At 70.5% G+C, this 22,319-nt stretch carries 19 protein-coding genes and 1 pseudogene; 13 read left to right on the top strand and 7 right to left on the bottom strand.

The annotated features are described in order from the left end of the window. Window positions 1-51: 51 nt before the first annotated feature. On the bottom strand, window positions 52-582 hold the full coding sequence (locus ABZ070_RS08775; protein WP_356631443.1) for a TerD family protein: 531 nt from the start codon (window positions 580-582) through the stop codon (window positions 52-54). Window positions 583-638: 56 nt separating this feature from the next. Continuing rightward, window positions 639-942, bottom strand: a pseudogene (locus ABZ070_RS08770) (hypothetical protein); the annotation flags it as partial. 86 nt (window positions 943-1,028) lie between these two features. On the opposite strand from ABZ070_RS08770, the gene ABZ070_RS08765 reads away from it, so the two are divergent. After that, the gene (locus tag ABZ070_RS08765) at window positions 1,029-1,634 is read left to right on the top strand and encodes a YdbC family protein (RefSeq protein WP_356631441.1); all 606 of its coding nucleotides are present in this window, start codon (window positions 1,029-1,031) and stop codon (window positions 1,632-1,634) included. On the opposite strand, the gene ABZ070_RS08760 is transcribed toward ABZ070_RS08765, so the two are convergent. Beyond that, a complete protein-coding gene (locus ABZ070_RS08760) occupies window positions 1,635-2,258 on the bottom strand; it encodes a TetR/AcrR family transcriptional regulator C-terminal ligand-binding domain-containing protein (protein WP_356631439.1) in 624 nt (207 codons plus the stop codon). 88 nt (window positions 2,259-2,346) lie between these two features. On the opposite strand from ABZ070_RS08760, the gene ABZ070_RS08755 reads away from it, so the two are divergent. The 3 genes from ABZ070_RS08755 to ABZ070_RS08745 are packed head-to-tail and all read left to right on the top strand — an operon-like array spanning window position 2,347 to window position 5,569. Then, entirely contained in the window at window positions 2,347-3,957 is a 1,611-nt protein-coding gene (locus ABZ070_RS08755; RefSeq protein WP_356631437.1) for an ABC-F family ATP-binding cassette domain-containing protein, read from the top strand. Window positions 3,958-3,982: 25 nt separating this feature from the next. Then, window positions 3,983-4,642: a histidine phosphatase family protein gene (locus ABZ070_RS08750; protein ID WP_356631435.1), complete on the top strand. Its 660-nt coding sequence runs from the start codon at window positions 3,983-3,985 to the stop codon at window positions 4,640-4,642. A gap of 12 nt (window positions 4,643-4,654) precedes the next feature. Beyond that, window positions 4,655-5,569, top strand: coding sequence for an ADP-ribosylglycohydrolase family protein (locus tag ABZ070_RS08745; RefSeq protein ID WP_356631433.1), 915 nt, complete (start codon window positions 4,655-4,657; stop codon window positions 5,567-5,569). Window positions 5,570-5,738: 169 nt separating this feature from the next. Here ABZ070_RS08745 and ABZ070_RS08740 read toward each other — a convergent pair whose 3' ends face one another. Then, window positions 5,739-7,292, bottom strand: coding sequence for an MFS transporter (locus ABZ070_RS08740; protein WP_356631431.1), 1,554 nt, complete (start codon window positions 7,290-7,292; stop codon window positions 5,739-5,741). A gap of 121 nt (window positions 7,293-7,413) precedes the next feature. Here ABZ070_RS08740 and ABZ070_RS08735 point away from each other — a divergent pair, with 121 nt between their 5' ends. The 3 genes from ABZ070_RS08735 (at window position 7,414) to ABZ070_RS08725 (ending at window position 9,518) form a co-directional block, all read left to right on the top strand. Further along, window positions 7,414-8,061 (top strand): TetR/AcrR family transcriptional regulator, encoded by a 648-nt coding sequence (locus ABZ070_RS08735; protein ID WP_356631429.1) that lies wholly within the window; start codon window positions 7,414-7,416, stop codon window positions 8,059-8,061. A 52-nt stretch (window positions 8,062-8,113) separates the two neighbouring features. Then, window positions 8,114-8,815, top strand: a complete 702-nt coding sequence (locus ABZ070_RS08730; protein WP_356631427.1) for a ribonuclease HII — start codon at window positions 8,114-8,116, stop codon at window positions 8,813-8,815. Window positions 8,816-8,897: 82 nt separating this feature from the next. Continuing rightward, complete coding sequence (locus ABZ070_RS08725) at window positions 8,898-9,518, top strand: hypothetical protein (protein WP_356631425.1); 621 nt, start codon at window positions 8,898-8,900, stop codon at window positions 9,516-9,518. Between the two features lie 76 nt (window positions 9,519-9,594). Here ABZ070_RS08725 and ABZ070_RS08720 read toward each other — a convergent pair whose 3' ends face one another. Together ABZ070_RS08720 and ABZ070_RS08715 are read right to left on the bottom strand one after the other, a co-directional pair. After that, window positions 9,595-10,224, bottom strand: coding sequence for a hypothetical protein (locus tag ABZ070_RS08720; protein ID WP_356631423.1), 630 nt, complete (start codon window positions 10,222-10,224; stop codon window positions 9,595-9,597). A 217-nt stretch (window positions 10,225-10,441) separates the two neighbouring features. After that, on the bottom strand, window positions 10,442-12,613 hold the full coding sequence (locus ABZ070_RS08715; RefSeq protein WP_356631421.1) for a RecQ family ATP-dependent DNA helicase: 2,172 nt from the start codon (window positions 12,611-12,613) through the stop codon (window positions 10,442-10,444). Between the two features lie 110 nt (window positions 12,614-12,723). On the opposite strand from ABZ070_RS08715, the gene ABZ070_RS08710 reads away from it, so the two are divergent. The 6 genes from ABZ070_RS08710 (at window position 12,724) to ABZ070_RS08685 (ending at window position 21,898) form a co-directional block, all read left to right on the top strand. Then, the gene (locus ABZ070_RS08710) at window positions 12,724-14,070 is read left to right on the top strand and encodes a DUF4192 domain-containing protein (protein WP_356631419.1); all 1,347 of its coding nucleotides are present in this window, start codon (window positions 12,724-12,726) and stop codon (window positions 14,068-14,070) included. A 223-nt stretch (window positions 14,071-14,293) separates the two neighbouring features. Beyond that, on the top strand, window positions 14,294-16,246 hold the full coding sequence (locus ABZ070_RS08705; protein ID WP_356631417.1) for a glycogen debranching N-terminal domain-containing protein: 1,953 nt from the start codon (window positions 14,294-14,296) through the stop codon (window positions 16,244-16,246). A 96-nt stretch (window positions 16,247-16,342) separates the two neighbouring features. Continuing rightward, window positions 16,343-17,107, top strand: coding sequence for an NUDIX domain-containing protein (locus ABZ070_RS08700; protein ID WP_356631415.1), 765 nt, complete (start codon window positions 16,343-16,345; stop codon window positions 17,105-17,107). A 975-nt stretch (window positions 17,108-18,082) separates the two neighbouring features. Then, window positions 18,083-18,970: a FadR/GntR family transcriptional regulator gene (locus ABZ070_RS08695; protein ID WP_356631413.1), complete on the top strand. Its 888-nt coding sequence runs from the start codon at window positions 18,083-18,085 to the stop codon at window positions 18,968-18,970. A gap of 337 nt (window positions 18,971-19,307) precedes the next feature. Further along, complete coding sequence (locus ABZ070_RS08690) at window positions 19,308-20,861, top strand: RNA polymerase sigma factor (protein WP_356631411.1); 1,554 nt, start codon at window positions 19,308-19,310, stop codon at window positions 20,859-20,861. Window positions 20,862-21,067: 206 nt separating this feature from the next. Next, entirely contained in the window at window positions 21,068-21,898 is an 831-nt protein-coding gene (locus ABZ070_RS08685; protein WP_356631409.1) for a serine protease, read from the top strand. 126 nt (window positions 21,899-22,024) lie between these two features. Here ABZ070_RS08685 and ABZ070_RS08680 read toward each other — a convergent pair whose 3' ends face one another. Then, on the bottom strand, window positions 22,025-22,255 hold the full coding sequence (locus ABZ070_RS08680; RefSeq protein ID WP_356631407.1) for a hypothetical protein: 231 nt from the start codon (window positions 22,253-22,255) through the stop codon (window positions 22,025-22,027). Window positions 22,256-22,319 lie beyond the last annotated feature (64 nt).

Raw genomic sequence — 22,319 nt, 5'->3', positions numbered from 1 at the left:
GGAAAGCCGACAGGCTTTCCGCCCTCACCGGTTCGGCCGGGCGCCCGGGTGTCAGCGCCCGCGGCCGCCCATCACCGCGACGAACGACTGTGGGTCCGCGTCATGGCCGACGAGCGACTCGCTGAACACCCAGTCCCCCGACTCGCCGCGGACGAACTCCCCGATCGTGGCCGCAGTGGCGCCGGAGACATTGGCGAAGTCGGTCTTGCCGATCTCCACATGTCCCTCCAGGACCCGCACCGAGACGTTCGAGACGTCGCCGAACACCGTGCGACCATCGCGCTGCTGGATCACGACGCCCACGACCACCCTTCCGTACCCGGCTGCCAGCCGGTCGAACTCCAGCGTCATGATTTCGTCCGCGCCGAAACCCTGTCCCGTCTTGCTCTCCCTGGTCAGGGTGATCGTGCCGTCGGGCGAGCGGCTGTCGAAGTGCACGACGTACGCCGGTTCGCCGTGCGGAGCCTCCGTGGGATATGTCGCGGCCACTATGTCGAGGTCATGGGGCGACTCGCCCAGCGGGCTCGGGTCCCACCTGAGGGCCACCTCGGCCTTGCGGACGCCCTTGTTGAGGCTGCTCACGCGCTTCGTCCTTCCCCGTAACTGCCGGAAATCCTGCGTGCGTTGACCGTATCCGCTCAGTGGGGGATGCGGCGAGGCGGCCGCCGGCGCACCACCTCGTCGCGGAATGCCTCGATCTCGCTGCTGACCTGGCGGATCAGCGGATCAGGTGCGTGTTCTCGATACGGTCCAGATAGAGACAGCGCCGTGCGATCCCTGTGAGTTCGAAGACGACGCAGACCGACATCAGGGGGTTGATGAACAACTCACTGCGCCGGGTGCGCGAGGCACTTCGATGCCGTAAAGGGCTGCGACGCCGGTCATGTCCTCCTCGGGTGTTCCGAGCCCGGACTCGTCGCCGCGCATGAGGATGTCCGTGCCCGATTTCGAGGGGCGCACCGGGTCACGGACGGATGCACTCATGCGGAGAGTGACCCGGGCCACGTTCCGCGCCGTACCATGGCGCCGTGCTGGTCAAGTGGATTCGCTGCACGGTGGTCGACCGCCGAGGGTTCGAGCGCGGGCAGCGGAAATGGGCGGGGCTGCTGGGTGAGCCGGGGTTCCGGGGGCAGGGCGGAGGGTGGAGCAGAATACGGCCGAACGTCGCCCACATCTTCGGCTTCTGGGAGACCCGCGCCTTCTACGACTCGTTCATGGCGCGCTCCCACGACCGGCTCGCGGCCGGGCAGTCGGGCACGTACAAGGACGTCCAGGCCAAGCTGTTCGACTACCGCTTTGACGTCAAGACGGGGTTCGAACCGCGCTTCACGGACGCCGACGTGCTCAGGGTGGCGCACTGCCGGGTCCGTGAGGATCGGGTCGAGCACTACGCCCTGATGCAGGAGAAGGTGTGGAACCCGGCCATGGCCGGCTCGCCGGGAATGGTGCGCGGTGTGTTCGGGCAGGCCCCCGGCAACGAGTTCCTGGTGATGTCCATGTGGCGGTCGGCGGCGGAGCACGGGAAGTACCGCACCGAGCGCGTCGAGCGCCTGCTGCTGCGTGCGCAGACGGAGGCCGATGTCGCGGCGCTGGCCGGGGACGTCGTGGAGCTCGAACCTTCCTGGACGGTGTGATCAGCCGCCGGGAGCGGCGTCGAAGGCGCCCGCCCGCACGGCAGCGAGAGCGGCATCGGCCGCCTGGTCCGCGAGCGTCTCGTCGATCGGCTCGCGGGTGATGAACAACCTGAAGTACATGGGGGCCGAGACGGCCCGTACCACCGCGCCGGCGTCGGTCCCCGGCTGCGCCTCTCCGCGGGCGACGGCGCGGCGCACGATGGCCTCGCAGCGAAGGAACCGCTCCGAGTAGAAGGCGTGGAGAGCGTCGGCCGCGCGCGGCGACTGGAAGGCCGCGGCGATGATCGCGGTGGGCGCGGCAGCCCGTGCGGGATCGGCGAACGACTGGGCCGCCTCGCGTGCCAGCGCCCGCAGGTCGCCTTCGAGCGTTCCCGTGTCGGGCGGGGTCCAGTCGTCCTCGCCCGCCAGGTCGAGCGCGTCGGCGACGAGCCCCTCGATACCGCCCCAGCGCCGGTAGAGGGTCGTCTTGTGCACGCCGGAATGCTCCGCGACGTATTCGACGGTGAGGCCGGGATAGCCGTACTCGCCCAGGCCCGTGAGGACGGCGTCGCGGACGGCGGCTCGAGTGCGGGCTGTGCGGCCGCCGGGGCGGAGCGTGCCCGGGGCTGAGGATCTGCCGCTCAATTGCTACTCCTGTTGCGTTAGGGGGTTCGAGTGTGTCACACTCTGCGTAACGCGACAACTGTTGCGTTAGCTCGTCTCGGAGGTGTACTTGCCCACTCAGATCTCCATGCGCGGCGTGACCCTGTCCCGTGGCGACCGCCTGCTGCTCGACGGTGCGTCGCTCACCGTGCGCCCCGGGGAGCGGGTCGGCATCGTCGGGGAGAACGGCGCCGGAAAGTCCACGCTGCTGCGCCTCCTGGCCGGCATCGACAGGCCGGACGAGGGTGAGGTGATCACCGTCGCGGAGCACGGGGCGGGCCACTTGGCCCAGACCCCGCAGCTTCCGCCCGGCAGCACCGTCGGCGACGCCATCGACGACGCCCTCGCGGAGCTGCGCTCGATGGAGGCGGGGCTGCGCGAGCTCGAGGCGCGACTCGGTTCGCCGGAGGACGGTGATCTCGAGGAGTACGGAGATCTGCTCACCGTCTTCGAGCTCCGTGGCGGATACGAGGCGGACGCACGGATCGACAAGGCGCTGCACGGGCTGGGCATCGCCCACATCGACCGCGAGCGCACGCTGGGCAGTCTTTCCGGGGGTGAGCAGGCCAGGCTCGGTATCGCCTGTCTGGTAGCCGCAGCACCCGAGGTGATGCTGCTCGACGAGCCGACAAACCACCTGGACGAGGCAGCGCTGGACTGGCTGGAGAGCGCGCTGCTCCACCACTCCGGCACGGTGGTCGCCGTCTCGCACGACCGCACCTTCCTCGAGCGGGTCACCACGGCAGTCATCGAGGTGGACGCCGATCGCCGCACCGTCGCGCGCTACGGCGGCGGCTACGAAGGATTCCGCACGGAGCAGGCGGCCGCTCGCCGCCGCTGGGAGCAGGCGTACGCGGAGTGGTGCGAGGAGACGGCGCGCCTCGAGGAATTCGCCGCGACCACTGCCCATGGCGTTGCTGTGGGCCGCGCCATCAAGGACAACAACAAGATGGCGTACGACCGGGCCGGCGGCAGGGTCCAGGCCTCGGTGTCGGGGCGGATCCGCAATGCGCAGGAGCGGCTGCGCAGGCTCCGCGAGGAGCCGGTCGCAAAGCCTCCGGAGCCGCTGCGGTTCACAGCGGGACCGGTGTCGGGGGCGGCGGCAGGTGAGCTGGTCACTCTGTCCGGCGTACGGGTGGGGGACAGGCTCGAGGTCGCCGATCTTTCCGTCGAAGCCGGTGAGAAGCTGCTGATCCACGGCGGCAACGGCGCGGGGAAGTCGACTCTTCTGCGGGTGATGGCGGGGCTGGTCGAGCCGGACGCCGGATCCGTGACGCGCAAAGGCAGGATCGGTTTCCTGGCACAGGAGATCCCGGTGAACCGGCCGGCGGAGCCGGTGCTCCCGGCCTTCGGCCGGGGACTCGCGCTCACCGATGAGGAATGCGCGGAACTGCTCCTGTCCTACGGGCTCTTCCGGGAGAGGGACCTTCACATCGCCGTGGGATCTCTCTCCGCCGGTCAGCGCCGACGGCTGGCGCTGGCCCGCTTGCTGGCCCGGCCGGCGGACCTGCTGCTGCTCGACGAGCCCGCCAACCATCTGGCGCTCGGCCTGGTGGAGGAGCTGGAGGAAGCCCTGTCCCGCTGGACCGGCGCGCTGGTGGTGGTCTCCCACGACCGCTTGCTGCGACGGCGCTTCGACGGCCGCGTGCGCCGGATGGACTCGGGCCGGCTGCTCGACTGATCAGAGCTCCCTCTAGGGTCGAGGTATGCCACGACCGCGACGCATCGTCCTCGTCCGGCACGGAGAGTCGGTGGGCAACGCCGACGACACGGTGTACGAACGCGAGCCCGACCATGCGCTCCCGCTGACCGCGGTCGGTCTGGCTCAGGCGACGAAGACCGGTGAGCGGCTGCGGGAGCTGTTCGGACACGAGCGTGTGAGCGTGTACGTCTCGCCCTATCGCCGCACCCACCAGACGTTCCAAGCCTTCGGTCTGGACTCGGAGCTCGTGCGGATCAGGGAGGAGCCGAGGCTCAGGGAGCAGGACTGGGGAAACTGGCAGGACCGGGAGGACGTACGTCTGCAGAAGGCGTACCGCGACGCGTACGGCCACTTCTTCTACCGCTTCGCCCAGGGAGAGTCGGGTGCCGATGTGTACGACCGGGTCGGGGCGTTTCTGGAGAGCCTGCACCGGAGCTTCGTCGCGCCGGATCACCCGCCGAACGTGCTCCTGGTCACGCACGGGCTGACCATGCGGTTGTTCTGCATGCGCTGGTTTCACTGGTCCGTCGCCGAGTTCGAGTCGCTCTCCAACCCGGGCAACGGCGAGACCCGCATACTGCAGCTCGGCGACGACGGGCGGTACACCCTGGACCGGCCCTTCGAGCAGTGGCGGACTCCGGAGCCGTACGGCATCACCGGATAGAGTGGCAGGAAGATGACCGCTGATTCCTCTCGCGCCCGGCGCTTCGCACGCGCTCTGGACAGCCTGCGCGGCCTGTCCGTGGGAGACGCCCTTGGCTCCCAGTTCTTCGTTCCCTCCAACTATCCGCTGCTGAAGCGGCGCGAGCTGCCGCCGTCCCTGTGGCAGTGGACGGACGACACCGAAATGGCCTGTTCGGTCCTGGCTGTGCTCGTCGAGCACCACCGTGTGGACCAGGACGCCCTCGCCCGGTCCTTCGCCGAACACCACGACTTCGACCGCGGCTACGGTCCCGCCGTCAACCGGCTGCTCCGTCTCATCCGGGAGGGGGGCGACTGGCGGGAGCTGGCAGCTCAGCTGTTCAAGGGCCAGGGTTCCTGGGGCAACGGCTCCGCCATGCGGATCGCGCCCCTCGGCGCCTGGTACGCGGACGACCCGGAGCAGGCCACGCACCAGGCCGAGATCTCCTCGTATCCGACCCATCAGCACCGGGAGGCCGTGGTCGGCTCGATGGCCGTGGCTGCGGCGGCGGCACTGGTGGCGAACCCCGCCGGCCCGCCCGGGCCGGAGGACCTGCTGGACGGCGTGATCGCCCTGGTGCCGCGCAGTGCGGTGGGGGCAGGTCTGCGCAGGGCACGCGACATGCTCGACTACAACGACGCCGGTACGGTCGCGGCGGTACTGGGCAGCGGACGGCGCACCAGCGCCCATGACACGGTGCCGTTCGCGCTGTGGTCCGCGGCACGCTCGCTCGGGGACTTCGAGCAGACCTTCTGGACGACCGCGCAGGTCGGCGGTGACGTCGATACGACGTGTGCCATCGCCTGTGGAGTGGTCGCCGCGGGCAAGGCCGGGCAGCCGCCGGCCCACTGGCTGGAGCGGACCGAGGAACTGCCGGACTGGCTGCCGGGATCCGACCGGCTCGGCTGACTGCGGCTCGGCCGGCTTCGGCGGGCGCGGCAGGGGCTGCACCGGCCTCCGGCGGGCGGAACGCAGCGGGAGCGTGCTCCGGCCTCGGCGGTCAGGCGGGCGGCAGACTGCGACGGAGGGGGAGGAGCGGGTACAGGCCGGCCCCCGGTCACGGCCTGTACCCCTCGGCTCAGGCGGCGTGACCGCCGGGACCCGCAGTACCGCTGAGTGCCTCCAGATCACTCTTGCGCACCCGGACCACGAAGAGAGCGGTCAGCACAGCGAGCGTGACCAGGCCCACCCCGGCCCAGAATGCGGTGGCGATGCCTTCGGCGAGAACCTGGTGTCCCCAGGGCGGAGGCAGCTCGTGGGTCTTGGCGAAGGCCTCCTGCTGCGCAGGGGTCGATTCGGCGAGGAACGACGGGAGTTGCCGCTCCGCCTCGTTGCGGCTCGCCGTTCCGAAGAGGGTCATCAGGATCGACAGGCCCAGGGAACCGCCGACCATCTGCGTGGCGTTGAGCAGGCTCGACGCCGCACCCGACTCGTGCTGCGCCACGCCCGACACCGCGGTCAGCGTCGCCGTCACGAACACCAGCCCCATGCCGAAACCGAAGAGCAGCATCGGGCCCAGCACGCCGCCCACGTATGAGCTGTCCGGCGAGATCGCGGTCAGCCAGGCCATGCCGCTGCCCGTGAGCACCGCACCCGCGGCGAGGAACGGCTTGGGGCCGAGCACCGGCAACAGCTTCGACGAGAGTCCTGCCGCGGCGACGATCATGACCGTGACAGGGAGGAAGGCGAGGCCGGAGGCGATGGGGCTGTAGTCCAGCACGTTCTGCACGAACAGGACGATGAAGAAGAACATGCCGAACATCGCCGCCGCGAGGCTCATCATGATCAGATATGTGCCGGACCGGTTCCGGTCGGCGAACATCCGCAGCGGTGTGATCGGATCGCGCGCCTTGCGTTCGGTCAGTACGAACGCGGTGAGCAGGACGAGTGCCGCGGCGAATGCCCCGAGGGTGAGCGCGTCGCTCCAACCGTCCTCGGAGGCCCGGATGAATCCGTAGACCAGGGACGCCATACCCACGGTCGAGGTGAGGGCGCCCGCCACGTCGAACCGGCCCGGATTACGTTCGGACTCGTTGATGAACACGGGCGCGAGAGCGGCGATGAGGAGGCCGATGGGCAGGTTGACATAGAACACCCAGCGCCAGTCCAGCCACTCGGTGAGCATGCCGCCGGCGAGTAGCCCGATCGCCGCGCCGCTGGCGGACACGGCCGCGAAGATTCCGAAGGCGCGGTTGCGCTCCGGTCCCTCGCGGAAGGTCGTGGTGATCAGGGCCAACGCCGTGGGCGAGGCGATCGCCCCACCCACGCCCTGAAGTGCGCGGGCCGCGAGCATCTGCCACGGCTCCTGGGCGACCCCGCACAGCAATGAGGCGAAGGTGAAGAGCAGAACCCCGAAGACGAACACCCGGCGGCGCCCGAGGATGTCACCGGCCCTGCCGCCCAGCAGCAGCAGCCCGCCGAAGGTGAGTGTGTAGGCGTTGACCACCCAGGAGAGCTGGGTGGTGGTGAACTCGAGTGCTCCCTGGATGTGCGGGAGCGCGATATTCACAATCGTGGTGTCGAGGACCACCATGAGCTGCAGAGCGGCGATCACGGCGAGCGCGATGCCGGGGCGTCCCTGCCTGCGGGCCGCACCGGGCCGGACGGGTGCTGTTAACTGAGAGGTTGTCACTATGAGTCCCCCACCGCCGAGTTAGTGAACGTAGGCGTTCACTTTTTCGTCAACCGTAGAGAGTCCCCCTCAGTGAACGCAAGCGTTCACTGAGCTTCCCGTCCCCAACGGAGATATGACGATGGCCACTTCGCGCTGGACCGGTACCGAGCAGGCTCCACCGGTCCCGCTGCGCCGCCGAGGGCCCGTGCTGGAGCGCGCGATCCTTGACGCCGCCCTGGAGCAGTTGAGTACGGTCGGCTGGAGCGGGCTCACCATGGAAGGTGTCGCCGCCGGGGCGCAGACGGGGAAGGCGGCCGTCTATCGGCGCTGGCCTTCCAAGGAGGATCTGGTCGCCGACGCGCTCGAGGCCGGGCTGCCGACGCTGGACGAGGCCGTCGATCACGGGTGCGTCCGGGAGGACCTCTTCCAGCTGTGCCGGCGGGTGCGCGACGCGATGTTCTCCCGCAGTGGGGTGGCGCTTCGATCGGTGCTTTACGAATGCGACGCCGCCACCGCCGAACGGTTCCACGGTGTGATCGTCGACCGGGTCGTCGAGCCGTCCACTCAGCTCTTCCGAGAGGTGGTGCACCGCGGTGTCCAGCGTGGAGACGTGCGGGCGGACGCCGTGTGCGAGCTCGTCCTCGATGTGGTCCCCGGCCTGCTGATGTATCGCTCGAAGGTGTGCGGAAGCGAATGGCCCGACAAGGACATCGCGGAGATGATCGACCGGGTCATGGTCCCGCTGCTCCGGCCGTACGGTTCCCGGCAGGCGCCGGGCGGACCGTGACACGGATCCGGTTGTCACCCGGAGCCCTGCGCGGCGTACCCTTGCTGGCGCCATGCCCTACGAACCACCCACCCACACAGTCGAGCGCTCGATCAGAGCCACCACAGGCGCCAGGATCGTCGCCGGCATCGACGAAGTCGGCCGCGGCGCGTGGGCTGGGCCGGTGACCGTGTGCGCGGCGATCACCGGACTTCGCAGGCCGCCCGTGGGCCTGACCGATTCCAAGCTGATCACCCCCAGGCGCCGTGAGGAGCTGGCGGGACTGCTCGAGGGCTGGGTCACGGCCCATGCGCTCGGCCACGCCTCCCCCGAGGAGATCGACGACCTGGGTATGACGGCGGCGCTTCGGCTCGCTGCGGTACGGGCGCTGGACGGCCTTCCGGTGCGTCCGGACGCCATCATCCTCGACGGCAAGCACGACTACCTGGGAGTGCCCTGGCAGGTGCGTACGGTCATCAAGGGCGACCAGTCCTGCGTGGCCGTGGCCGCGGCCTCGGTGATCGCCAAGGTGCGCAGGGACGCGATGATGGCGCAACTGCCGGAGGACTTCACCGTCTTCGGCTTCGCCGAGAACGCCGGCTATCCCTCACCCGTGCACAAGGCAGCCCTGCGGGAGCTGGGGCCTACTCCGTACCACCGGCTCTCGTGGGCGTATCTCGACTCGCTGCCCCGGTGGCGGCACCTCAAAAAGGTCCGCGTCTCGCCGGTGGCGGCCGAACTGGAAAGCGGGGGCCAGCTCGGCTTCGACTTCTGAACTCGCCCTGCCCACGGTCCGGTCGCACTTTTGTGCCCACCCGCCGATGCCTTCCGCACCGGCATTTGATAGACATCCACTCATGCCTCTCATTCCCGAGGAGCCTCAGATTCACGAGAGCGCCCAGGGTCCCCGCGTCACTCCGGCCGCAGGCCGCACCGCGCCGACCCCCCGTCCCGTACCCGGTCCGCGGTCCGCGGCCTCCCCGCGTCCCGGAAGCCCGGGTCCCGGCCCGGTCAGGCCCGCACCGCCCGCGCAGCGCACGTCCGGTGCCGCCGCGAAGCCGCAGCCGGCCCGTCCGGAGAACCGTTCCGCGCCGCAGATCCAGCTGATCCCCGCTCCCGTGAGCGGTGCGCTGGATGCCGCCGACGAGGCGGTCGACCTGCTGCTCGACTCCGGCCGAGCCCCGGGCGACGTCCTGGTGCTCACCACCGGTGACCAGCACCCGTGGGCCGCGCACGAACTGTCCTTCGGTGAAAACGCCTACTGGGCACAGCACGACGCCCGCGACGACGTCTTCTACGCGGGCGCCGCCTCGGCAGGTCGCGCCGCGAAGCGCCCCGTGGTGGTCGTCGCGCTGAACGGTGGCCCGGACGGCACCGCCACCCGCGCGCTGCCTGCCGCCCTGGAGAAGGCTGCGGCGCTCCTCATCGTGTGCGGTGACCCCCAGGAGATCAACACCGCGCTCGGCGCGGTCGTCTGACCGGCACGACGTGTACGGACCCCAGGGTCCGGTCGCGACCCGGCTGCCCGGTCCGCGGGCAGCCGGCGGATGACCTTCAGCGAGCCGCCGTTCGACGGAGCGCGTCCACGGCGCCCCCGGCCGTGCGCAGGGGCATCGGGTCCGCGTCGGCGCCGGTGTCACCCAAACGGCCTGGCGCCGACGTGGAGTTGGGCTGACGGCCGCCGCGGCCCTCGCCCAGCACCTGCCAACCGCCACGCGTCAGCGTGATGTACGCGCCGCAGCGCAGCCCGTGCAGGGTGCAGGCGTCCCTGAGCCCCCACATCCACGCCCCGTCCTCCTCCGTCCACCGCTCGTCGCCGTCACGGCAGTAGAGCAGCACGGCGGTGCGCACCGGCGCACGCAGCCGGAGGTCGTGCGGGATCACACGGCGCAGATGCGCGAGCAGTGCGTTACGGAACTCCCAGCCGTCCACAGCGGCGGAGCGCCGGGAGAACGACGCGCTGGCCGTGAGTCGTTCCTCGTGGTCGAGCACGGCGACAACAGCCGTCGCCAGTGCGGGTCGATGGCGGGCATGCAGTCCACTGACCACTTCGCGCGGGTTGCGCAGCAGCGGGATTCCGGCCGCTGCCCACTCGGCCGGCTCGAGCAACCGGGCAAGGCGGTTGGCGGAGTTGGCCGATGCGGTGATCGAAGTGGCTGCGGACGAAGCGAATCCGAAGGTCACGGTCCTCCCTTCGCATACGCGCCCACAATGCGGGCAGGGTCGGGTGAGGGCGCGCCACGGCATGGCCCTCGACACCGAAGACGGGCCGTGCGGGGAGCAGTCCAATTCTTCCTGCCGCATGGGGATGCGGCAACGAGCAATTCGGCGTCACCGGCGGGAATCGGCGGGTATGACGCTCATATCCCTTCCCCGGCTCGTCCCGCCCGACCCCTCCGGGTCAGGACTGGACGGCAAGGACCAGCGGAAACACGCCCTCCGCACCCGCCCTGCGCAGCAGCCGTGACGCCACGGCCAGAGTCCAGCCACTGTCCGAGTAGTCGTCGACAAGCAGTACAGGTCCGCCTGCTGCGGCCAGGGCCTCCACAAGGTGAGGCGGCACCACGAGCGTCTCATGCAGTGCCCGCACCCGCTGGGCGCTGTTCGTACGGGAGATCCGGGCGTCCAGCGCCTCGGGCACGTACTCGACGGAACCGAGCAGAGGCATCCGGCCGACCTCCGCGATGCGGCTGCCGAGGGAGCCGATCAGGCGGGGCCGACTGCGGGAGGCGACCGTGACCACGCCCGCGGGCCGCGGCGGTGCGTCCACGGCGCCGGACGCCCACCCGCCAGGCCCCTTGGCCCAGTCGGCGAGCACCGTCACCACGGCACCCGCCATGTCGTCGGGCACCGGGCCGTCGGCCGCCTGCGGAGCGAGCAGCGGACGGAGCCGATTGCCCCATCCGATGTCCGAAAGCCGCCCCAGCGCCCGCCCCGTGAAGGCCAGCTCACCTTCCGGGATACGGCCCTTGAGGCTGACGCCGACAGCGGGCAGCCCGGTCGGCCACATCTTGCGGGGGTCGACGTCGACGCCCGGCCTGCCCAGCTCCCCGCGAGCGGCGTCCAGAGCCGCGGCGGACACCTTGTCGCTGAACCGTGCCCCGGCGCAGTTGTCGCAGCGACCGCATCGGGCCGCCTCCTCGTCGTCCAACTGGCGCCGCAGGAACTCCATGCGGCACTCGGTCGAGCGCGCATACTCGCGCATTGCCTGCTGCTCGGACGCACGCTGGCGGGCAACCCAGGCGTACCGGTCTGAGTCGTACGACCAGGATTGTCCCGTGGTCGTCCAGCCGCCCTTCACCCGTCGGACCGCGCCATCCACGTCGAGCACCTTGAGCATGGTCTCGAGCCGCGTGCGCCGCAGCTCCACCAAAGGCTCCAGGGCCGGCAGGGACAGCGGCCTGTCCGCCTGCGCCAGCACGTCCAGGGTCCGTCGCACGAGCTCCTCGGGAGGGAACGCGACCGAGGCGAAGTACTGCCAGATCGCCTCGTCCTCCTTCCCGGGCAGCAGCAGGACCTCCGCATGCTCCACACCGCGACCCGCACGGCCCACCTGCTGGTAGTAGGCGATGGGGGACGAGGGCGAGCCGAGGTGCACGACGAACCCGAGATCCGGCTTGTCGAAACCCATGCCCAGCGCGGACGTCGCCACCAGCGCCTTGACGCGGTTGGCGAGCAGGTCCTCCTCGGCCTGCTGCCTGTCCGCGTTCTCCGTGCGGCCGGTGTACGAGATCACGGCGTGCCCGCACTGGCGCAGATACGCGGTGACCTCCTCGGCCGCGGCGACCGTCAGCGTGTAGATGATGCCGGAGCCGGGGAGCTCTCCCAGATGGTCGGCGAGCCAGGCGAGACGGGTGGCGGCATCCGGAAGCTGCAGCACTCCGAGGCTGAGGCTCTCCCGGTCCAGCGGCCCGCGCAGCACGAGAGCGTCCGTACCCGCCCCGGTGCCCAGCTGGTCGGCCACGTCGGCGGTGACCCGCGCATTGGCGGTGGCGGTGGTGGCGAGGACGGGGACGCCCTCCGGCAGGTCGGCGAGCATCGTGCGCAACCTGCGGTAGTCCGGGCGGAAGTCATGGCCCCAGTCGGAGATGCAGTGGGCCTCGTCCACCACCAGCAGCCCGGTCGCCGCCGCCAGGCGGGGCAGCACCTCGTCGCGGAAGTCAGGGTTGTTGAGCCGCTCCGGGCTCACCAACAGCACGTCCACCTCACCCGACGCGACCTCGGCCTGGATCGTCTCCCACTCCTCCGTGTTGGAGGAATTGATCGTGCGCGCGCGAATGCCCGCGCGGGCAGCCGCCTCCACCTGGTTGCGCATCAGCGCGAGAAGGGGAGAGACGATCACGGTGGGGCCGCTGCCGCGCGCCCGCAGCAGGGACGTGGCGACGAAGTACACCGCGGACTTGCCCCATCCCGTCCGCTGCACGACCAGCGCCCGGCGCTTGTCCGCGACAAGCGCCTCGATGGCCCGCCACTGGTCCTCGCGGAGCCGGGCCCGGCCCGACGTGTCGGAGACGAGCCGGGCCAGTACGGAATCGGCGGAAGCCCTGAGCTCCGCGCGGTCTGCGTTGGTCATGCCACCATGCAACCCGATGGCACCGACAAAGCGCGAACGAGCCCACGAGCCTGTGGACAACTTATCCACAGGGGGTCGCGGAGTCCTTGCCGTCGCGGGACCGTCGTCGCATGAACAAGCACCACGACCTCACCGGCCCCGGCACCGACCAGCAGATCACGCTCCGCGGACCCGCCGAACTGGCCGACGCGCTGCCGTACATGCTGGGATTCCATCCGACTGATTCGATCGTGCTCGTCGCCCTGCACGGCAGCAACGGACGCTTCGGCGGCCGGCTGCGGCTCGGTATCCCCCGCTCGCCCCGCGAATGGTCGCCCGTCGCCTCGCAGCTCGCGGAGTGTCTGATCCAGGGCAGCGAGCGCCGCGGACCACGTCCCGACGGCATCGTGGTCTTTCTCTGTCAGGATCCCGCCGAGGGCGAGACGGGCCTGCGGGTGATGGAGCGCCTGCGCCCGCTCGCACAGCGACTGCGCACGGCCTGCGGCGCACTCGACGTCCCCGTCTACGAGGCGCTGTGCATCTCGAACGGTCGCTTCTGGAGCTACTGCTGTCCCGATACGCGCTGCTGCCCGCCCGACGGGACGCCGCTCGCCCTGTCGGGCACCTCCGTGATGGCCGCCGCCGCCGCCTATGCGGGTATCCGGGTCCGCGGAAGCCTCCGGGAGATGGAGGGGCGGTACGCACCGAAACCGGCCCCGGCCGCAGAGGATCAGATCAAGGCCCTCGATGAGGCGGGCGCCGCGCTGACCCCCAGAATTCTCGACGTGCAGGGACGGCTGGAAGTCGCCGAAGAGACCGTGACGCTGGCCGGCCGCCTGCTGGACCGTCTGGCACGAACACCTCACAGGGACCAGGATCTCGGGCCCGACGCAGCCGACGACAAGCTCGTCGCGGACGAGGAAGCCGCAGCGGTGATCCTCGGCCTGCAGGACCGGGAGACCAGGGACCGCGCGGCGCAATGGATGGAGGGACCTGAAGCCGCACCGGCGCTGAGGCTCTGGCGCGCCCTGTCACGCCGATGCGTCGGCCCGTACGCGGAGCACGCCGCCGCGCCCCTCACCCTCGCCGGATGGGTCTCCTGGTCCATGGGCGACGAGCCGGGGGCGCGCGTAGCCCTGGGGCTTGCGCTGCGGGCCGACCCCGAGTACGTCTTCGCACGTCTCCTGCACCAGGCGTGCAACGAGGGCCTGGACCCGGAGACCGTGCGCCGCTGCCTGCGCAAGCAGCGGGACGACCGGCCTGAGGAGCCGCCGGCCTGCTCCGACGGTGCCCGGACCCGGACGCGGCGCCGCCGAAGCGGTCCCGCCGACACGTCCGCCGCCGAGCCGGGCACGACCTCCACCCGGACCCGCGGCAGCGGTGCCCCTGTCCGGCCCCGCAACGGCACAGCGGCCGCCCGGGCCCGGACACGCGCCCGACGGCGCAGCGGGCAGCGTGGCACCAGGAGCGGACGATGAAGGCCGTGACCAGGGCAGCTTCGACAGCGTTCAAGGTCGTGGCGGAGTCGTACGACCCGTGCCGTCGTTCCCACAACGGCTGTCCGGAGTGCACGGAAGGCACAGCAGACCACTCATGGCCATCAGCGCATCTCGCCGTCACACCGCCTCGGACGACAGGCGGTCTCAGACCCGGAGGGGGCCGATGCCGCCCGCGTCCGCGTCGTTGCCCGGTCTTCCGCCCATGCACCGCGCGATCGTCTGCGTCGCTCTGCCCAGCCTGGCGATCTCGCCGGAGGACGGGCAGCTCACGGGCAGCGGACTGGAGGGCGTCTACCGGTCGGGACGACGGCTGCTGGCTCGTTGCCGGCTGCGGATCGCCGGACGGGAACCGATGGCGGTCCAGGGCAGATCCGTGTCGACCGGACTCGCATCATTCGCGTCCGTGGTGCGCGCTCCGTCCGGAGCCGGCCCCGATCCCGAGGTCGCCGTGGAGCGTTCGCGCGACGCCGAGGGAACGGAACGGATCACGCTGCGCAGCTCCGCTGTCAGACACCTCAGGCTCCCGGTGGAGATCGCCCTCGGCACCGATCTCGCAGATCTCGCGGCCGTCGCGGCAGGCCGCCCGGGACCCGAACTGCCGGCGCACGTCCATGAGAACGGCATGCGATGGTCGGCCGGTCACGGCGGAGGCAGTGCCCAGACGATCATCACGGCGCAGCCGCCGCCGCACGACACTCTTGCCTCCGCGGGGCTGCTCCGGTGGGAGCTGGAGCTGGCACCGGGTGCTGCGGTCACCCTCGAGCTCCGGGTGTGCTCCGAGCGCGGCGACCGCTCCGACCGTCTGGTGCGATCCGTCGGCCGGGGATCCCGCGGTTTCCTGCCGGACGCCCGGGCGGAAGGCGACGACGACCGGTCGGCGGCTCTGCTCGAGACCAGTCTTGGCGACCTCCGGGGCCTGCTGTGCAGGGACCCGGCGTATCCGGGGGACGCGATCCCTGCCGCCGGAGTGCCCTGGCGTTGCGGGCAGGTACCGGCCGAGGCTCTGTGGGCCGTGCGCATGGCGCTCCCGGTCTCCACCCGGCTCGCCGCATCCACCCTTCGCATCCTCGCCCGCACGCAACACACCGGCAGTGGAGAGGAGTTCGGCCGTCTGCCCGGCCCCTCCCGAGATGCGGGCCCCCATCTTCCCCCGAGTTGCGCGGGCACGGAGGCGACCCTCGCCTTTCCCGTGGTTTTGGCAGAGGCATGGCGCTGGGGTCTGTCTGAGCGGGACCTGGCCGAGCTGCTGCCCACGGCGGAGCGCTGTCTCCACTGGCTGCGGCGGACAGCCGGTGACGACGGACTGCTGCCGGCGCCCGGCTCGAGGTTTCTGCGGACAGAGACCCAGGCCCATGCCCACAGGGCCGCACTGCTCGGCGCCGACCTTCTCGAAGCTGCAGGCCGGCCGGGCGCCGACGAGTGGCGCGCCTGGGCGGGGGGCATGAGGCGGCGCTTCCGAGACGACCTCTGGATCGACGACCTGACCGGTGGACGTCCGGCTGCCGGCAGAGGGCCCGACGGCCGGCCGGTGCTCCCGCTGGGGAGCGCCGCGGCTCATCTGCTCGACACGGGACTGACCGGCGGAGGACGCATGGCACCCGGACTGCTGGACAAGGCACAGACGGAGCAGCTGGCCAGACTGTTGGGCGGGCCCGCGCTGGACTGCGGCTGGGGACTGCGCAGTCTGGGCAGCAACGAGCCGGGACACAATCCGTTCGGCCACCGCTCGGGAGTCGTACGGGTCCACGAGACGGTCGTCGCCGTGACGGGCCTCGCCGCCGCGGGACACGAGAAAGAAGCCTCCTCCCTGCTCCGTGGACTCGTCGACGCCTCGACGGCCTTCGGACACCGGCTGCCGGAGATGTTCGCGGGGCATCAGCGCACGGCCGGCAGCGTCCCGGTGCCGCATCCGGCGGCCTGCAGGCCGGCCGCCCTGGCGGCCGCTGCGGGCATCCAGCTGCTCGTCGCGCTCGCCGGCGTCCGGCCCGATGCGCCGGCACGGACGGTAGCCCTGCGTCCATTGCGGTGTGCTCCGCTGGGCGCGCTCCGTCTCTCGGGGCTCTCCGTGGCGGGCGGACCGTTCGCGGTGCGGATCGGCCGACTGGGTCTCGGGGTGGTCGAGCAGGCGGCCGAGGGGCTGCAGTTGGGGGTGTGAACCGACGGCGGCGGGCCGTCGCAGCCGATCGAGGAATCCGATGTCGCAGGTGGCGACGGGTGTGTTTATCGTCAGGCAGACGACTATGATCGCGGCATGTCGCCCTACGACCCGTCGGCCTTCCCGCCCTTCGCCGTCACTGTCGACCTGGTCGTGCTCACCGTGCGTCGGCATGCGCTCTGTGCGCTCGTCGTGCGGCGCGGTGAGCCACCGTTCCAGGGGCGGTGGGCGCTGCCCGGAGGCTTCGTCAGGGGCGACGAGGACCTGGCGGCGGCAGCGGCGCGCGAGCTCGCGGAGGAGACGGGGCTGTGCGCGCACGACCCCGCGTCACCGGCGCCCGGGAACGGCGCTCACCTGGAGCAGCTCGCCACGTACGGCGACCCCAAGCGCGACCCCCGGATGCGGGTGGTGAGCGTGGCGCACCTCGTGCTCGCGCCCGACCTTCCGGCGCCCCGTGCGGGCGGCGACGCCAACAGCGCCCGCTGGGCTCCCGTCGAGGAGCTCCTCGCCCAGGGCGGCGCGTTCCCGCGCGAAGACGAGCAGCAGGCACCGCTCGCCTTCGATCACGCGCTGATCCTGGCCGACGGAGTGGAGCGCGCCCGTTCCAAGATCGAGTACTCGTCGCTGGCCACCGCATTCTGCCCGCCGGAGTTCACGGTGGGGGAGCTGCGGCGCGTGTACGAGGCGGTGTGGGGTGTCGCTCTCGACCCTCGTAACTTCCACCGCAAGGTAACCGGCACTCCTGGCTTCCTGGTGCCGGCAGGCGGGACGACGACCCGTCAGGGCGGGCGCCCTGCCCAGCTCTTCAGGGCCGGCGGCGCCACGGTGCTGAACCCGCCGATGCTGCGCCCCGAGGTCTGATCGAGCAGCGGGCGCGGGGCTGCTGTTCCGCGCCGTACGACGGATTTGGAACGCGGAGCGGAACGACCGTGGGCGCGTCGAGCGGGCCGGGCTGACACCCGGGACTGCGAGCTATGCATAAAAAGTCTGAAATGTCGCGTTATCGTACTGCGGTACCCCTGCTGTCGCTGAGCGGTCTCACCCTTCTGCGAGAGAGGCGAGAGAAGCGATGCTCCAGGCCGTCGGACTCACCCGCACCTGCCGCGGGGAGCGCCTGTCCGCCGTCGACGATCCTGCTCGGCACCCTCCTCGGCGACGTGGCGGCCCCCCGGGTCGCCCGCCGCCCGCCGGCCCGCAGTGGACGCTGAGTGCCGCGACCGATGGGCCCGCATTCCGGGGCGATGAACTGGCTCGACGCCGCCACCGCGGCCGTTGATGTCCATGCCCTGCCTCTCGTGTCCAGCCGGGACTTGGGTGCGGCCGCTGAGAACTGGCCTGCCACCGCGATCGGTTGGGCCGCCCTGTGTCCCACTTGCCGTGCCAGGGTGGATCCGCCGGGCCACCGGGGTCCCTCTCGCATGCCTGCTGCGCCCGCGGTGCCGGTGAGGATGGCGTGCTCGTACAGGGGTGCTTGTCGTACGACAGCCCGTTCGGTGGCGGGCCCCCGGCAGGCTGCTGAGGCAACCCGGGTTGGCGCTGCCCGGACAAGCGGATCATTCTCCCGCGGGCCCCCGGCGACTGCCTGCCCAACCTCTCGGTGCGGCAACGGCGTTGCCGTCGACGGCTGTGATCTGCGCGTATGTGTCCATACGTGCCCCTCGTCGGCGCTGTCGGTGATCGCGGCGGTTCAACTGAACTCGAACTGCCCACCACCTCTTGGGGAATGCCTGATTCCTTCCGATAAGGCGTCAATTGTGGGGCGGGTGCCGATCACCCTTTCGTGTGCTTTTCACCAAAGACCTCAAGGGGCTCGGAAGCCAGGCCGACAAAGGATGCGTGAGTACCCTTGCGCACACCATGATGACCTCCGCCCGCCCCACCGAGTCCGGTCTCGCCGGCCCGGGCGAACTCGATCGATACGGCTTCGCGGAGCCGCCCGTCTCCGACCGCGTCGGCCCCCCCTCGTGGGACGGCTCCGACGGCGAGTTGGGCCGGGTCGGCCGCCGCGCGACAGGCAGTCGGGGCCGCGGCCTGCACGGTCAACTCGTCCAGCAGCTCGGCCAGATGATCGTCTCCGGCGACTTGGGCGCAGATCGCCCGCTCGTCCCCGAGGAGATCGGCCAGCGCTTCGAGGTCTCCCGCACCGTCGTCCGCGAGTCGCTGCGCGTTCTCGAGGCCAAGGGCCTGGTCAGTGCCCGGCCCAACGTCGGAACCCGCGTCCGGCCCGTCAGTGACTGGAATCTGCTCGACCCCGACATCATCGAATGGCGCGCCTTCGGCCCGCAGCGGGAGGACCAGCGCCGCGAGCTGAGCGAGCTGCGCTGGACGATCGAGCCGCTCGCCGCCCGGCTCGCTGCCGGGCACGGGCGCGAGGACGTCCAGCAGCGTCTCGGCGACATGGTCGAGATCATGGGCCACGCCCTCGCCCAGGGTGACGGGCTCACCTTTTCGCGAGCCGACGCCGAATTCCACTCCCTGCTCATCCAGCTCGCCGGCAACCGCATGCTGGAGCATCTGTCGGGGATCGTCTCGGCGGCCCTCCAGGTCTCCGGCGGTCCGGCCACGGGCTGTGACCGCCCCACCGAGGCCTCCCTGGCGCACCACGCCCGCATCGCCGACGCCCTCGCCTCCGGGGACGCTCACGCCGCGGAATCCGCCATGCGGCAGCTGCTCACGGTTCACCCGGAAGTGGAGCGAGTGGTTCCCGCGCCGCGTGAGCACTGACCGCGGCGGCGGTCGGGGAGTGCGCAGGCGTTACGGTCGCATGTCGCCGGATTCCGACGGGATTCGGCGACATGTTGTGGGGGAAACCGCCTGTATGACTGATTCATGGCATTTGGGGTGTGACTCGGGCCACGTGGATTGGGCGTAACGCTCCTCGAAACAGCGCGATGACCTAAGAGGTGACAGCCGAGGAGGGAATACAGCCGCCGCAAAGGGCGCTGTGAGAGCTCCTGGGTTCCGCCCGCGCCACCGGTACATCCGCAACCCGGTGGTCGTCGGCTCCGGCCCGATCATGGGTGGGGCCGGAAGCCGTTTCCATCGTTCCGAGAGGTTGTTCGTGTCGGCCAGCACATCCCGTACGCTCCCGCCGGAGATCGCCGAGTCCGAGTCTGTGATGGCGCTCATCGAGCGGGGAAAGGCTGATGGGCAGATCGCCGGCGATGACGTGCGTCGGGCCTTCGAGGCTGACCAGATTCCGCCAACCCAGTGGAAGAATGTTCTGCGCAGCCTCAACCAGATCCTCGAGGAAGAGGGTGTGACGCTGATGGTCAGTGCAGCGGAGTCGCCGAAGCGCGCCCGCAAGAGCGTCGCAGCGAAGAGCCCGGCAAAGCGCACCGCCACCAAGACCGTCGCGGCCAAGACCGCCACGGCCAAGACCGTCGCCGCCACCGCGGCCCCGACGGCCGAGACCGTCGAGGTCCCGGCCGACGAGTCCTCCGAGACCGCCCCCAAGAAGGCGGCCGCGAAGAAGACCACCGCCAAGAAGACGGCGGCCAAGAAGACCACCGCCAAGAAGACGGCGGCCAAGAAGACCACCGCCAAGAAGGACTCCGACGAGGCCGTCGAGGGCGAAGAGCTGCTCGACGAGGTCCAGCCGGGCGGCAAGGGCGACGAAGAGGAGACCGAAGGCGAGAACAAGGGCTTCGTTCTCTCCGACGACGACGAGGACGACGCTCCCGCGCAGCAGGTCGCCGTCGCGGGTGCCACCGCCGACCCGGTCAAGGACTACCTGAAGCAGATCGGCAAGGTCCCGCTGCTCAACGCCGAGCAGGAGGTCGAGCTCGCCAAGCGCATCGAGGCCGGCCTCTTCGCCGAGGACAAGCTGGCGAACTCGGACAAGCTGGCGCCGAAGCTCAAGCGCGAGCTGGAGATCATCGCCGAGGACGGCCGCCGCGCCAAGAACCACCTGCTCGAGGCCAACCTCCGACTGGTCGTCTCGCTGGCCAAGCGCTACACCGGTCGCGGCATGCTCTTCCTGGACCTGATCCAGGAGGGCAACCTCGGTCTGATCCGCGCGGTCGAGAAGTTCGACTACACCAAGGGCTACAAGTTCTCCACGTACGCCACCTGGTGGATCCGTCAGGCGATTACCCGTGCCATGGCCGACCAGGCCCGCACCATCCGTATCCCGGTGCACATGGTCGAGGTCATCAACAAGCTCGCGCGCGTCCAGCGCCAGATGCTCCAGGACCTGGGCCGTGAGCCCACCCCGGAGGAGCTGGCCAAGGAGCTCGACATGACCCCCGAGAAGGTCATCGAGGTCCAGAAGTACGGCCGCGAGCCGATCTCGCTGCACACCCCGCTCGGCGAGGACGGCGACAGCGAGTTCGGTGACCTCATCGAGGACTCCGAGGCGGTCGTCCCGGCCGATGCGGTGAGCTTCACGCTGCTGCAGGAGCAGCTCCACTCGGTGCTCGACACCCTGTCCGAGCGTGAGGCGGGCGTCGTGTCGATGCGCTTCGGTCTCACGGACGGGCAGCCGAAGACGCTGGACGAGATCGGCAAGGTCTACGGCGTGACGCGTGAGCGTATTCGTCAGATCGAGTCCAAGACCATGTCGAAGCTTCGTCACCCCTCGCGTTCGCAGGTGCTGCGCGACTACCTCGACTAGGTCGCCCGCCGCCCGGCAGAGTCCGGGCAGCACCCAGGCGCACGGCGTTCGAAGGGCCCGGCTCCCCCGAGGGAGTCGGGCCCTTCGCCATGTGGGGCCGGCTCTTCACCCTGCAGGTCGGGCCCTTCGTCCAGTGGAGCGGGTGCGTACGGTGGCAGGCTGGTCGACTCTGAGTTGACTGGATTCACGCAGAGTCAGGAGGCCGTATGCGTCGCCCTACCGCCCGAGGCCCGGCCAGGGTGCTGGCCCTGATCGCAGCAGTGGTCGGGCCACCACTGGCGATGTCTCTTCCCGCCGCCGCGGACAGCGTGGTCATCGGCGGATACGAGGTGCGTGCCGAGGACAGCCCTTGGGTCGTCGCCCTGTCCAGCGTTGACCGGTTCGGCCCAACGCGCGGAGGACAGTTCTGCGGCGGTGTGGTCGTCGCGCCGACCAAGGTGATGACGGCTGCCCACTGCCTGAGCACCGCCGTCCTGGGCAAGGAGCCCGCCGCCGTGACCGACCTCAGGGTCATCGTCGGCCGCTCGGAACTGGCCGGTGAGGGAGGCCAGGAGGTCCCTGTGCGGGCCACCTGGATCGCACCCGACTACGACCCCGTCGCCAACAGTCCCGACATGGCACTGCTGACCCTGTCCAAGGCGCTGCCCAAGATCCATGTGCTGCCGGTGGCGGAAGCAAAGGACGCCGCGATCGAGGTGGGGACCGCCGCCACGGTCTACGGCTGGGGCGATACGAAGGGTGACGGCAGCTACTCGCCGTCGCTACGGGCGGCGCCGGTATCGGTGTTGCCCGACGAGACATGCGCGAAGGCGTATCCCGGCGGGCAGGGCAGCAGGTATCTGAAGGCCACCATGTTGTGCGCCGGCGACCCCCGGGGCGGTCACGACGCCTGTCAGGGGGACAGTGGAGGCCCGCTGATCGCCAAGGGCCGACTGATCGGCCTGGTGTCCTGGGGGAGCGGCTGTGGGCTGCCTGACGGGCCGGGGGTCTACACGAGGGTCTCCGCCTTGGACCCGCCGCTGGCCAAGGCGGACTGACCGGCTGGGCAGAGGGCACCGCCGGGGCGGTGACCGAACGAGAGCGGGCGGCTTCCCCTGGTGTTCAGGGGAGGCCGCCCGTCGGCCGATCCGGAACCGGCCCTTGGCTCGTCGGGATGTGAGGTGTCAGTGATCCTCTTCACCGGCGTCGGCCGGCACGGCCGTCAGGCGGTCCGTCTCATCCTGTATTTCCGCGGCGATCTTCTTGAGTTCCGGCTCGAACTTGCGCCCGTGGTGGGCGCAGAAGAGCAGTTCACCACCGCTGATCAGTACGACGCGCAGATAAGCCTGGGCGCCGCAGCGGTCGCAGCGGTCAGCGGCCGTCAGCGGGCTCGCGGGGGTCAGAACAGTAGTCACGTCGCCTCTTCTCTAGCTCGACGAGCTGTCGTACCAGGGTCAACATCCAACCAGGCCGAAAACG

This window comes from Streptomyces sp. NPDC006283, from assembly GCF_040613325.1.
In the GTDB taxonomy this organism is placed as follows: Bacteria; Actinomycetota; Actinomycetes; order Streptomycetales; family Streptomycetaceae; genus Streptomyces.
This window is presented reverse-complemented; position numbering and strand designations above follow the sequence as displayed.

What these genes read in the sequence shown, in the direction of transcription:
- ABZ070_RS08750 (WP_356631435.1), top strand. Translation starts at nt 3,983, where the DNA reads ATGCCACGACCGCGACGCATCGTCCTCGTCCGGCACGGAGAGTCGGTG.
- ABZ070_RS08745 (WP_356631433.1), top strand. Translation starts at nt 4,655, where the DNA reads ATGACCGCTGATTCCTCTCGCGCCCGGCGCTTCGCACGCGCTCTGGAC.
- ABZ070_RS08735 (WP_356631429.1), top strand. Translation starts at nt 7,414, where the DNA reads ATGGCCACTTCGCGCTGGACCGGTACCGAGCAGGCTCCACCGGTCCCG.
- ABZ070_RS08730 (WP_356631427.1), top strand. Translation starts at nt 8,114, where the DNA reads ATGCCCTACGAACCACCCACCCACACAGTCGAGCGCTCGATCAGAGCC.
- ABZ070_RS08725 (WP_356631425.1), top strand. Translation starts at nt 8,898, where the DNA reads ATGCCTCTCATTCCCGAGGAGCCTCAGATTCACGAGAGCGCCCAGGGT.
- ABZ070_RS08715 (WP_356631421.1), bottom strand. Translation starts at nt 12,613, where the DNA reads ATGACCAACGCAGACCGCGCGGAGCTCAGGGCTTCCGCCGATTCCGTA.
- ABZ070_RS08710 (WP_356631419.1), top strand. Translation starts at nt 12,724, where the DNA reads ATGAACAAGCACCACGACCTCACCGGCCCCGGCACCGACCAGCAGATC.
- ABZ070_RS08705 (WP_356631417.1), top strand. Translation starts at nt 14,294, where the DNA reads ATGCACCGCGCGATCGTCTGCGTCGCTCTGCCCAGCCTGGCGATCTCG.
- ABZ070_RS08700 (WP_356631415.1), top strand. Translation starts at nt 16,343, where the DNA reads ATGTCGCCCTACGACCCGTCGGCCTTCCCGCCCTTCGCCGTCACTGTC.
- ABZ070_RS08685 (WP_356631409.1), top strand. Translation starts at nt 21,068, where the DNA reads ATGCGTCGCCCTACCGCCCGAGGCCCGGCCAGGGTGCTGGCCCTGATC.